General features: G+C 66.2%; 10 protein-coding genes and 1 pseudogene. 2 read left to right on the forward strand and 9 right to left on the reverse strand.

Features of this window, described 5'->3' with window-relative positions; translation table 11 throughout:
- Positions 1 to 48: 48 nt before the first annotated feature.
- The 9 genes and pseudogenes from LT40_RS05095 to LT40_RS05135 form a co-directional block, all read right to left on the reverse strand.
- Entirely contained in the window at positions 49 to 1668 is a 1620-nt protein-coding gene (locus LT40_RS05095; RefSeq protein WP_043187221.1) for a dipeptide ABC transporter ATP-binding protein, read from the reverse strand.
- A complete protein-coding gene (locus LT40_RS05100) occupies positions 1665 to 2609 on the reverse strand; it encodes an ABC transporter permease (protein ID WP_084139715.1) in 945 nt (314 codons plus the stop codon). The genes LT40_RS05095 and LT40_RS05100 overlap by 4 nt, the downstream gene beginning before the upstream one ends.
- A 20-nt stretch (positions 2610 to 2629) precedes the next feature.
- Positions 2630 to 3589, reverse strand: a complete 960-nt coding sequence (locus LT40_RS05105) for an ABC transporter permease (RefSeq protein WP_043187222.1) — start codon at positions 3587 to 3589, stop codon at positions 2630 to 2632.
- A complete protein-coding gene (locus LT40_RS05110; protein WP_052393250.1) occupies positions 3586 to 5238 on the reverse strand; it encodes an ABC transporter substrate-binding protein in 1653 nt (550 codons plus the stop codon). Before LT40_RS05110 ends, LT40_RS05105 begins: the two co-directional genes overlap by 4 nt.
- 145 nt (positions 5239 to 5383) lie before the next feature.
- A complete protein-coding gene (locus LT40_RS05115; protein WP_043187226.1) occupies positions 5384 to 6166 on the reverse strand; it encodes an ABC transporter ATP-binding protein in 783 nt (260 codons plus the stop codon).
- Positions 6167 to 6171: 5 nt separating this feature from the next.
- Positions 6172 to 6945: pseudogene (locus tag LT40_RS05120) on the reverse strand (ABC transporter permease); the annotation flags it as partial.
- Positions 6946 to 7009: 64 nt separating this feature from the next.
- Positions 7010 to 7804 (reverse strand): class II aldolase/adducin family protein, encoded by a 795-nt coding sequence (locus tag LT40_RS05125; RefSeq protein ID WP_043187228.1) that lies wholly within the window; start codon positions 7802 to 7804, stop codon positions 7010 to 7012.
- A 113-nt stretch (positions 7805 to 7917) separates the two neighbouring features.
- Entirely contained in the window at positions 7918 to 9501 is a 1584-nt protein-coding gene (locus LT40_RS05130; protein ID WP_043187230.1) for a rhodanese-related sulfurtransferase, read from the reverse strand.
- Entirely contained in the window at positions 9498 to 10136 is a 639-nt protein-coding gene (locus LT40_RS05135) for a cysteine dioxygenase family protein (protein WP_043187232.1), read from the reverse strand. Before LT40_RS05135 ends, LT40_RS05130 begins: the two co-directional genes overlap by 4 nt.
- Before the next feature lie 94 nt (positions 10137 to 10230).
- Here LT40_RS05135 and LT40_RS05140 point away from each other — a divergent pair, with 94 nt between their 5' ends.
- Positions 10231 to 11124 carry a LysR family transcriptional regulator gene (locus LT40_RS05140; RefSeq protein WP_043187234.1) on the forward strand — a complete coding sequence of 298 codons (894 nt, stop codon included), beginning with the start codon at positions 10231 to 10233 and terminating at the stop codon, positions 11122 to 11124.
- A gap of 146 nt (positions 11125 to 11270) precedes the next feature.
- Positions 11271 to 12392, forward strand: a complete 1122-nt coding sequence (locus tag LT40_RS05145; RefSeq protein WP_043187237.1) for an acyl-CoA dehydrogenase family protein — start codon at positions 11271 to 11273, stop codon at positions 12390 to 12392.

The following is a 12392-nucleotide window of genomic DNA, read 5'->3' on the forward strand; positions in this document are numbered from 1 at the left end:
GCGACCGTGTTCCCAGGGGAAGAGGTCCGGGCCGCGAAAGGGGCAGGACTATGCTAGGGCCCGCCGGCGATTGCCGGGTACCGCGTCGAGCAGTGCCTGGGTGTAGGTATTTGACGGCTGGTTGAACAGTTGAGCGGTGGGGCCTTGATCGACGATGCGACCCTGGCGCATGACCAAGACGTCATCGGCCACGTTGGCGATCACCGCCAGATCGTGCGAAACGATCACATAGGCGATACCCAGCTCGCGTTGCAGTTCGTCCAGCAGGTCGAGAATCTGCCGCTGCACCGAAACATCCAGCGCTGATACCGGCTCGTCCAGCAGTACCAGATCGGGCTGCAACGCCAGCGCCCGAGCGATGGCCACGCGCTGGCGCTGACCGCCGGACAGTTCCCTGGGCAGGCGGTCGAGAAAGTGCGTCGGCAAGTGCACTCGCTCGATCAATTCACGCGCGGCCCGATCCAGCTCCGCACCTTTGGCCAGGCCGAACGACACCAGCGGCTCGACGATGCTGTCGAAAATCGACAGGCGCGGGTCCAGTGCTGCGAAGGGGTTCTGCTGCACCAGTTGCATGCGCCGGCGCAGTGGCCTGAATTGTCGCCAGCCGAAGTCGGTCACGTCCTGTTCGGCAAATTCGATGCGTCCGCTGTCGGCTTTTTCCAATCCCAGGGCGATGCGCAGCGCCGTGCTCTTGCCCGAGCCCGATTCGCCGACGATGCCCAGGGTGCGACCGGCGCAGACCTGGAAACTGACATCGGCCAGCGCCTGGAAGCGATCGGCCTGGCCGCGCACCCGGGGCAGGCGGTAATGCTTGCTCACCGCCGTCAGCGCCAGCAGGGGTGTTTGCCCCGAGGCGGCCACCGGGCGCGGTGCGCGGGGCTCGGCGAACGCCGGCGCGGCGGCGATCAGCGCGCGGGTATAGGGCTGTCTCGGGTTGGCCAGCACCTGGTGTGGCGTGCCCTGTTCGACCAAAGCGCCGGCCTTCATCACCAGCACGCGGTCGGCTCGGTCGGCAGCCACGCCTAGGTCGTGCGTGATGATCAGCAGGGAAATGCCGCGCTCGCGTACCAGCCCTTCGAGATGGTCGAGGATGCGCCGTTGCACGGTGACGTCCAGGGCGCTGGTGGGCTCATCGGCGATGATCAAACGTGGGTTGCCGGCCAGGGCGATGGCGATCAGTACCCGTTGGCGCATGCCGCCGGACAACTCATGGGGGTATTGCCGAGCGCGCAGCTGCGGGTTGTCCAGACCCACCTGAGCCAGCAGTTCGCCGACATCGGCGTCCACCCCTAGGTAGCGCGCGCCTTTGGCCAGCACCAGCGCTTCGGCGATCTGGCAGCCGATGCGCTGGGTCGGATTGAGACTGACCATCGGGTCTTGCGGCACCAGGCCGATGGTGCGGCCGCGCAACTGGCGTTTGGTCCGTTCGGTGGCCTGGCTCAGGTCCTGACCAGCCACCAACAGGCGCCCGGCGGTCACCACGGCGCTGTCCGGCAGCAAGCCAAGAATGGCGTTGGCGATGGTGGTCTTGCCCGAGCCGGATTCACCGACGATGGCCAGGGTCTCGCCTTGCATCAGGCTGAACGACACATCCGTCACGGCCTGGGTCTGTTGCGCGCCGTGGCGGTAGGCGATGCCCAGGTTGTGCACTTCAATGAGCGGATTCATCGCTTGATCTCTTCAAGGGTACGGGCCAGGTGGTTGAGGCTGAACACCACTGCTACGACGAACACGCCCGGCAGCAGCGCCACCCATGGCGCGGTGATCAGAAAGTGTCGGCCGGTGGCGATCAGCGTGCCCCATTCCGGCGCCGGTGGTGCGGCGCCGAAACCGAGGAAGCTGAGCCCGGCGGTGGCCAGGATGGCCGCGCCGAAATCCAGGGTGGCGAGTACCGCGACCGGGCCCCAGGCGTTGGGCAGGATGTGCCGCCACAAGGTCTGCAGCCAGCTCGCGCCGCCCAGTCGTGCGGCCTCAACATAGGGCAAGGTCTTGACCCGCAGCACTTCGGCGCGGGTGGTGCGGGCAAAGCCGGGGATGATTCCTACGCCCACGGCGAGGGCCACCGGCAAGGTGCCGAAGCCGATGGCGGTGACGATGGCCAAGGCCAGGAGCAAGCCGGGCAGGGCCAACAGCACATCGATCACGCGCATGATCACCGCGTCCACGCGGCCACCGGCGAACCCCGACAGCACGCCCAGGGTCAGGCCTCCGAGCAGGGCCAGGCCGACGGCCAGTAGCGCAGCCTGGATCGACAGGCTGGCACCGTGTATCACCCGGGTGTAGAGATCGCGGCCCAACTCGTCGGTGCCGAACCAGTGGGTCGCATTCGGCGCGGTAAGCTTGGCCAGCGGCGCGGTGGCATTGGGGTCGAAGCCGCTGAGCGCGCCCGGTGCCACGGCGGCGAGCAAGGCGAAGGCGACCACCAGAGCAGCCAGCAGGAAGCCAGGTCGGCGTGACAAGGGACGTGAGGCCGCGAGCAGACGCGCCCAGCGACTGCGCCGCCGCCACGCGGGCAGGACCGCTGTCGGTGGCGGCGCGTAGGCCGTCGCAGCAGGCGCGGCCGGGATGAGGCGCTGGTCGAGATCACGCACGGCATTGGATGAAGGCATGAGCGAAGTCCTTGGCTGGCCTAGGCCGCTGTGGGCGCGGCAGGCGCGTGGGTGATACGGGGGTCGAAGATCGGGTAGAGCAGGTCCACCAGCAGATTCACAACCACGAAGGCGGCGGCCGAGATCGCGACGATGGCCAGCACCACCGGGATGTCCTGGCGCAGCACCGCTTCCTGGGCCAGGCGACCGACGCCGTTGCGGCTGAAGATGGTTTCCACCAGCACCGCGCCGGACACGGTATTGCCGACCTGCAGGCCGAACAGCGTGAGGATGGGCAGCGCGGCGTTCTTCAGGCCGTGGCGGTACTGCACCTGGGCGCGGCTGAGGCCCTTGGCGTAGGCGGTGGTGATGTAGGGCTCGCGAGCCACGTGCTGAAATCCGCGTTGGAGCACCTGGGCATACACCGCCGCGCTGGGAATCGCCAGGGTGATGGCCGGCAGCACCAGGCTGTCCAGGCCTTGGCTGCCGGTGGCGGGAAACCAGCCGAGACCGAAGGCGAACACCTGGATCAGCAGCAGCCCCAGCCAGAACACCGGCACCGAGAAGCCCAGCGAAGGCAGACGCGCCATGGCCGATTGCAGCGGCTGCCAACGTACGTAGGCTGTCAGGTAGGCCAGGCCGACGCCGCCGATCAGCGACAGCACGATGGCTGAACCGGCCAGGGTCAGGGTTTGGGGCAAGCGCTCGGCCAGCAACGCGGTCACGGGCCGGTTGAGTGACAGCGACTGGCCAAAGTCACCCTGCAGGGCCTGCCAGAGCAGGTGCCCGTACTGCTCGAACAGACCGCGGTCCAGCCCGTAGTAGGCACGCGCCTTGGCCAGGTCCGCAGGTGACAGCGCATCGACCTCGATCCCCGACGCGCTGAGCATGATCGACAGCGTATCCCCCGGCAGCAGGTAGAGGATGAAGTAGGTGATGGTATAGGCGCCCCACAGCACCAGCAGCGCCTGGCCGACACGGCCCAGCAGGTAACGGTTCATGGCGTGCCGACCTCGATGTCACCGAGGAAGGCGAAGCCCTCGGCGGTCCAGTGGAAGTTCTTCACCCGCGCGGCGGTGGCGGCCTGCCAGACCCGCTCGTAGATCGGAAAGGCCGAGGCTTCGTCCACCAGCAGGTCTTGCAGGTCGCCATAGGCCTTGGCGCGCTGCTCGGTCTGGGTAGCGGTGATGCCGGCATCGAACAGGGCGGTCGCGCGGTTGAGTGCGGCCGGTTCGTAGGTGTTGGTGGCCAGGGTCGAGCTGTTGGCGCTGCGCGGATCGAGAATGGTCTGCAGGATGATCGGGTCGGCACGGGTCATGTAGGTGGACGTCAGGTCGTAGTTGCCCTGGGCGTTGGCCGCCGTCCATTCGGCGCGGGTCACCACGTTGAGTTTGAGGTCGATGCCCACTTTGCGCAGTTGGTCCTGCACCAGCACATCACCGGCCGTTTCGCTGCCGTTGATGTTGTAGGCCAGGCTCAGGCGCTTGCCGTCCTTGTGCCGGTAGCCGTCGGCAGCCTGGGCCCAGCCCGCTTCGTCGAGCAGGCGTGCGGCACCGGCGGCATCGTAGGCCAGCTTTTCGCCCTGGGCCTTGAAGTACGGCGTGGTGCTGTCGTAGACCCCGGTCACCACCGGGAAATCGGCGTTGTACACGGTGCTGGCGTAGCTTTTGCGGTCGATGGACTTGAGCAGCGCCTGACGGACCTTCTTGTCGGCCAGCACGCGGCCGTTGCGGGTGTTGGGGTAGAGGTTCAGGGCCGGACCCGGCAAGGCACGGCTCTGGATGGTCGCGCCCTTGCTCTGGTACAGCTTGAGGTCGACCTCCGAGAAGGGGTTGCGCGGCCACAGCACATCGACCTTGCCTTGCAAAAACAGGCCATTGCGCACGCTTTCCTCGGCGATGTAGCTGATGTCCACGGCATCGAGATGGGCATCGGCCTTGTTCTTCATGTTCGACGACGCCCAGTGGTAGCCCGTACGACGGGTTAGGCGGGCGCCGCTCTCCGGTGTGTAGTGCTCCAGCACGAAAGGCCCGGTGCCGATGATCTGGCCCAGAGAGCGCTGCTTGGCGGTCAATTGGTAGGACGCCGGGGCGAGAATCGCCAGGTTGGTGGTGGAGGTCGCCTGCAGGAAGCCGGCGTTGGGTCGCGACAGCACCAGTTTGACGGTGAAGTCGTCCAGCACTTCGGCGTGGTCGTAGCCGGCCAGGTAGGTGGCGCCGAAGGTGGCCGGCAGTTCCCGGGCGAAGGCCTTGTCGCTGTCGAACGCCGTCTTGACCGCGTGCGCGTCGAAGCGCTCGCCGTTGCTGAAGGTGACGTCGTCACGCAGGTGAAAGGTGTAGCTCAGGGCGTCGTCGCTGATGTTCCAGCTTTTCGCCAGCCAGGGAATGATCTTGCCGCTGTCGGGGTCCTGATCGGTCAGGGATTCGGCGACGTTGCGCAGCAGCACGCGGTGTTCGAGCCAGTAGACCTGGAACGGGTCGACGCTGACCAGGGTGGTGTTGTCGCCGAAGAAGGCGATCTTCAGGGTCTTGTCCGCTTGCTCGGGGGCCGAGGGGGAGCAGCCCACCAGCGTTGCGAGCAGTACGCCGAGCGCCAGCAGGCGGGGGCGTTGAGGTGGGTTCGAAGCCGATGAGAAGGTTGGGTGAGGCATGGGTGAGGGTCCTTGGTAGTGCTGTGATCGGCTTGGGTTTGGGGTAGGGGCCTTCGCGGGCAGAGCCCCGCTCCCACAGGGTCGATGGCGCCTGTGGGAGCGAGGTGTGGGAGCGGGGCTCTGCCCGCGAACGGCTCACCCCGATTCAGGTTGCGAGCGCTCGCGGTCTGCTGGCCAACGGCGAACGCCCATCGGCCACCTGAGGCGGGCCGGCTTCCACGCCCAGCAGTCCGAGCAGGCGCCGGCGAATGGCGTTAAAGGCCGGGGTGCCTTTTTCCCGAGGGCGATCCAGGCCGATGGGCAAGGCCTCGGCAATGCGTCCCTGCTTGAGCACGATGATGCGATCGGCCAGCAGAATCGCTTCTTCCACGTCGTGGGTGACGAGCAACACTGCCGGTCCGTGGGCGCGCCACAGGTCGATGATCAGTTGATGCATGCGGATGCGAGTCAATGCGTCGAGGGCCGCGAAGGGTTCGTCCAGCAACAGCAGACGAGGCTCGCGCACCAGGCTGCGGGCCAGTGCCACGCGCTGGGCTTCACCACCGGACAGGGTCGAGGGAAAGGCGTCGAGCCGGTGCGCCAGGCCCACTTCGGTCAAGGCCTTGACCGCACGCTCGCGGGCCTGCGGGTCGCGCACGCCGAGGGTGACGTTCTTCCACACCCGTTTCCACGGCATCAGGCGGGGTTCCTGAAACACCGCCGAGCGCGCCGCGGGCACCAGCAGGCGGCCGCCTTCGATCGGATCGAGCCCGGCCAGCGAGCGCAGCAGGGTGGTCTTGCCCGAGCCGCTGGCGCCCAGCAGGGCAACGAACTCGCCGGGCGCGATGTCCAGGTCCAGGCCGTCGATGACACGATTGGCGCCGAACTGGCGCACCACGTTCTGCAGGCTGACGGCGGGTTGGGGGTGCAGCGCGGTGTGTGCGGTCATGGGAATCAGCTCTTCACGAAGGAGGGGCGCCAGGCCAGGGCATAGTGCTCCAGGGCGCGGATGATGCCGTCGATCACCAACCCCAGCAGGCTGTACACCAGCAGGCAGATGACGATGATGTCGGTGCGCATGAAGTCGCGCGCGTCGCTGGCCAGAAAGCCGATGCCGGAGGTCGCGTTGATCTGCTCGACGAACACCAGCGCCAGCCAGGAAATTGCCAGGGAGTAGCGCAGGCCGACGAAGAACGAGGGCAGCGCGCCGGGCAATATCACGTGCCAGACCAACTCGCGGTGGTTCAGCCCCAAGGTGTTGCCGGCCTCGATAAGCTTGGGGTCGATGCTGCGGATGCCGGCAAACAAGTTCAGGTACACCGGAAAAGTGGTGCCCATCACGATCAACGCGACCTTGGTGAATTCGCCGATGCCGAACCAGAGGATGAACAGCGGCACCAGTGCCAGTGACGGCACGGTGCGCAGCATCTGCATGGGCGAATCGAGCAGCACTTCGCCGCGTCGCGACAGCCCGGTGAGCAGGGCGGCGACGGTGCCGATGCACACCCCGATGGCCAGGCCCGATACTGCGCGTTGCAGCGAGATCAGCAGGTGCATTGGCAATTCGCCGCTGACCGTCAGGGCCCAGAAGGTCACGCCGATGCTCGACGGCGCGGCGATAATGCGCGGTGGAATCAACCCGGCCCGCGAGGCCAGTTCCCACAGCACCAGGATCGCCAGCGGGCTCAGCAACCTGAGCACGAAGCCAGGCACGCGCACGCCGCGCCGGGGCGCGCTCGGGGTAATTTCCAGCATCTGCACGGGCGCTTGCGCGGTCGGCTGAAAGGCGATTTCAGGTGGCATAGTCTTGGCCCTCGCGTTCCAACTGGCGAATCAGGGCGTCCCAGTGCAGCTGGATCTTGGGGTTGTCGCCGCTGGCTGCACTGGCGGACTGCTGATGCACCTTGTCGATGGCTGCCTGCGGCGCCAGCAACAGGTCGGCGTTGCCGCCGGCCTGGGCGGCGATCTGGATGTTGCAGGCTCGCTCCAGGCCATGCAGTTCGCGAAAGGCGTGCTCGACGCTGACGCCACCGGTCAACAGCCCGTGGTTGCGCAGGATCAGGATGTTGCTGTCGCCCAGGTTGCTGACTAGGCGCGCCTGTTCGTCGAGGTCCAGGGCAATGCCTTCATAGCCGTGGTAGGCCACGCGGCTGTAGTAGAGCAGGGCGTGCTGGGACAGCGGCAGCAGGCCGTTGCGTTGCGCCGACACGGCGGCGCCGTCGCGGGTGTGGGTGTGCAACACGGCCTTGAGGTCGGGACGCGCGCGGTGGATGGCGCTGTGGATCACATAGCCGGCGTGGTTGATGCCCAGGCCTAGCGGGTCGTCGATCAGTTCACCGTCGATATCGACCTTGACCAGGTTGGATGCGGTGATTTCATCGAACAGCAGGCCGAAGGCGTTGATCAGGAAGTGCTCCTGATCGCCCGGAACCCGCGCCGAGAAGTGCGTGTAGATATGGTCGGTCCAGCGCAGTTGCGCGGCCAGTCGATAGGCAGCCGCGAGCTTGACGCGCACTTCCCATTCCTGGGGCGTGACACGCTGGCGCAGCGTGGGCGTGGAATCGTGTAGAACGGACAACGAAGTCATTCGGGTCTCTCCTGAAAAACGTGCAGATCGGCGGCGATGGCGCTGAGGCGCGATCGCCGCTCGGTCCGGTTTCATCAGGTCCCGAGCAGCCAGAAATGTAGGGTGTGGTGGTGTCAGATCACCTTGAAGCCGTGGGTGCCGTCCTTGGCCAGTTGCTCGACCAAGCCGAACTCCCAGTCCAGATAGCCCTGCATGGCTTCGCGGGGGTTGTCGGTGCCCTCGTAGGGGCGGCGATAGCGATCGCTGCGAGGCACCGCCAGATGATGCTCGCCTTGCTCCACCGGTAGGCCTGCCGCCACCCAGGCGGCGTTACCGCCCTCAAGAAGGAAGACGGGCTTGCCGGTCAAGGTTTGCAGGTCGGCCACGGCGAAGCGCGCCAGCAGACCGCTGCCGCAGGTCACCACGTAGCGCTCGGCCACCGGCACTCTCTCCAGGGCCTGGGGCAGTTGCGCGCGCAGTGCCCAGCGGGCCCCGGCGATGTGACGCTGCACGTGGTTGGCGCTGGTGGTGAAATCGAACACCTGAGTGTCGCCCTCACTCTGCCACAGGGCGAGCGTCGCCGGGCTGACCGTCGGCGCCTCGGGCAGGGGTGGCAACGGTGCCTGCCAGGCGCCGGTGGCGGTGAAGTCGCTGGATTGCGCATCGTCCAGCACGGACACGTCCCAGCCCATCTGGGCCAGCCACGACGCACTCATGTTGGCGCGCACACCGTCGTCGTCCACCAGCACCAGCCGCGCGCCGCGCACGCTGGCGAAGTGATCGGTTTCCTGCACCAGTTGGCCGCCTGGCGTGGAGCGCGCCGCAGGCAGGTGTCCGGCTGCGTATTCTTCCGGGGTGCGCACGTCGAACACATAGGTGGTGCGTCCCTGTTCGGCGTGCCAGTTGCCCAGTGTCGCCAGCGTCGTCCGTTGCACGCCGGCCTTGTCTGCCACTGCGCGTGCCGACTGCGCCGCTGCGGCACGGGTGTGTTCGTCGACTTCGCCGAAACGACGTTGCTGGCCGTGCTCCAGGGTCTGACCGGCCAGCGTCCAGCCGATAGTGCCATTGCGCAGCGCCGCCACCGGATTGGGAATCCCGGCGTTGACCAGTGACTGGGTGCCGATGATGCTGCGGGTGCGCCCGGCGCAGTTGACGATCACCTGGGTTTGCGGGTTTGGCGCCAGTTCACGGATGCGCAGCACCAGTTCCGCGCCCGGCACGCTGATGCCGCCGGGAATGCTCATGGTCTGGTATTCATCGAAACGGCGCGCGTCGACCACCACCACGTCCGCTTGACGGTCGAGCAGTGCCTGAACCTCCTCGGCCGCCAGCGACGGCGTGTGCCGGCGGCTTTCCACCAGTTCACCGAACGCCTTGCTCGGCACGTTGACGTCGCGAAACAATTCCCCACCCGCCTCGCGCCAGCCAGCCAGACCGTTTTCCAGCAGGGCCACATCGGTATAGCCCAGCGCCTGCAAGCGTTGCGCCGCGAACTGGGCAAGCTCTTCGCCATCGTCGTAGACAGTGATCGCGGTATCCCGACGCGGTACGCGGGCGTAGATGTCCAGTTCCAGGCGCGACAGAGGAATGTTGGCGGCGAACAGCGGGTGCGCTTCGGCGAAGGGCGCTTCCTCGCGCACATCGATCAAGGCCAGTTCCTGCTGGTCCAGCAGTGCCTGGCGAATCGCGGAGTAGGGGCGTACGGCAATCTTGGTCATGCGGGCGATCTCTCTTTGAACGAGCTTTCGTTGGACGCAGGCTCTTTGGACAGGTCCCAGAAGTTGGGGATACCGGCATTGGAATAGCCGGAAATGAAGGGTTTCCCTTCGCCGTTCTCGCTGTACACGGCGCGCTGCACGGCACCGATGTTGGCGCCGTAGACATGGATGCTGATGGAGACACGGTCGTCGAAGGCGTTGCTGACCTGGTGGATATCGCCGACGCTGGGCGATACCGCTGCGACTTGGCCCGGACCCAAACGGATAGGCGCACCTTCGGGTGCCAGGCGGCCATCGGCCGTGCGGCTGAAGCCTTGGGAGAATTCGGCGCCGCGCAACATGCCGATCAGGCCCCAGACGCGATGATCATGGATCGGCGTGCTCTGCCCAGGGCCCCAGATGAAGCTCACAACGGAAAAGCGCTGGCGCGCATCGGCGTGCAGCAGGAATTGCTGGTAGCGTTGCGGATCCGGCTGCGCAGCGATTTCCGGCAGCCAGTCGTCATGGCTGACCAGTCGTTGCAGCAACACAGCGCCGTGCTCCAGTACTTCGGGCTCGCTTGACGTGCGATCGAGCAGCTCGGCCAGGTCGCCGACGAACTGGCGAAAACGGTCATAGCGCAGGGGATGAGTCATTTCAGTAGCCCTCGAACAGATTCGTTATTACCCTAGCAAAGGGATTAAGCTTCCCGAAATTCAATTTGTTCATAAGCTAATATGCGAAAAGCGAATGAAGATAGATGACATCCAAGCGTTTCTGGCGGTCGTGCGATTGCAGTCGTTGAGCGTCGCCGCCCAATCCCTGCAACTTACGCAGTCCGCCATCACCCGGCGCCTGCAAAGCCTCGAGGAGTCACTGGGGGCAGTCTTGCTCGATCGGCATACCAAACCGATGAAGCCCACGGCCATCGGCCTGCGCGTGTACGAACGCTGCCAGGGCGTGATGCGCGAGATCGATTCGTTGCATGAGCTCGTGGCCGAGGATGCGGCGCCCTCCGGCACCCTTCGACTGGGCGTGCCGCAGACGGTTGGCGACGCGGTGCTGCTCGACGCCCTGCAAGCCCTGAAGCAGCGCTTCGCGGATCTGCAGGTGCAGGTCGCCCATGGCTGGGGAGGCCAGTTGGTCCAGCGGATCCAGCACCGTGAACTGGACGCTGCGGCGGCGCTGTTCCCGGCGGGCAAGGTGTTCCCCGAAGGTGTGGTGGGGCATTCCCTGGCGCGCATGCCGCTGCTGGTCGTCGGCGCCAAGGGCCTGGACCTCGGCAAACGCTGCAAGCTGGCGGATTGCCAAAGCACAGGATGGGTATTGAACCCGGACGGCTGCGGTTTCCGCGCCGGCCTCTCACACGCACTGGCCGAACAGGGCCTGAGCCTCAAACTCAACCTGGAGATCTTCGGCACCGATTTGCAGCTGGGTCTGGCCGCCAGTGGCATGGGCCTGGGGCTGGTCCCGGCACCGCTGTTGCAGCACAGCCGCCACCGCGATCAGTTGCAGGTGTTGCAGGTCTCGGATTTCAAACCCATGGTCGACCTGTGGCTGGTGCACGCCTCCTTCGTAGGTAATCTGCAAGGCGCGATCAAGCTGTTTGGTGAGACCGTGGCCCACGGCATGAATACCGAATGATCACCGTGTCTATGCGTTAATCACATATTAGGATATGAATAAATTGAATTTTACTCATGTCACGGTTCGTGTGTAGAGTGGTATAAATCAACGGCGCCGCGGCTGTGAGTCGTGCTGCCGCGTACCTGTCCGCGAGAGTTTATTCCATGACCCAGTTCGACCCCGTTGCCCTTGCCGCGCTGACCGAACGAATGGCCCTGCACGCCGAGCGCTACGACCGCAGCGGCGAGTTTCCCCATGACAACATCGAGCACCTGCACAGCCTGGGCCTGCTCGCCCTGACCGTGCCCACCGCCTATGGCGGCGGTGGGGCCGACCTGGCCACGGCGCAGAAAGTGGTGGCGGCCGTCGCTAAGGGCGAGCCGGCCACGGCGTTGATTCTGGTCATGCAGTATCTGCAGCAGGCCCGCTTGCACCAGAGCGAGCGCTGGCCCAAGGCCTGGCAGCAGCGCCTGGCCCTGGAGGCTGTGGAAACCGGCGCGTTGATCAACTCCCTGCGGGTCGAGCCCGAGCTCGGCACGCCGGCGCGCGGCGGTTTGCCCAACACCGTGGCGCGGCGAACCGCCGAGGGCTGGCGAATCACAGGTCGCAAGATCTACTCCACGGGCAGCCACGGCCTGACCTGGCTGCTGGTGTGGGCGCGCAGTGACGACGATGAACCGCTGGTGGGCTCATGGCTGGTGCGCAGGGACACGCCCGGCGTCAGCATCGAGGACACCTGGGACCACCTGGGGATGCGCGCGACGTGCAGTCACGACGTGGTCTTCGACGACGTGCTGGTGCCCCTCGACCAAGCGGTGAGCGTGAGCCCGGCCAGCGCGCCGCAGCCGGAACTCGACGCCGAAGGCTTGCGCTGGATGGCGGTGCTGATGTCCAGCGTCTACGACGGCGTGGCCCAGGCCGCGCGGGACTCGTTCATCGACTGGTTGCAGCACCGGGTGCCGGCCAACCTCGGCGCCGCCCTGGCGACGTTGCCGCGCTTCCAGGAGCGGGTCGGCGAGATCGACAGCCTGCTGCTGGCCAACCAGGCCCTGCTGCAATCGTCCGCCGAAGGCCGCCTGCCCGCCGAACGCTGGCCGGCCATCAAGTACCTGGTCTGCAACCAGGCCATCCGCGCCGTGACCCTGGCCATCGAAGCCGGCGGCAACCCCGCGCTGGATCGCCGCAACGCGCTAGAGCGGCACTACCGCAACGTGCTCTGCGCACGCATCCATACGCCCCAGGATGACAGCGCGCTGGTCGCGATCGGGCGCCAGGCGCTGCTGTAG

The organism is Pseudomonas rhizosphaerae (assembly GCF_000761155.1).
GTDB classification, from domain to species: Bacteria; Pseudomonadota; Gammaproteobacteria; order Pseudomonadales; family Pseudomonadaceae; genus Aquipseudomonas; species Aquipseudomonas rhizosphaerae.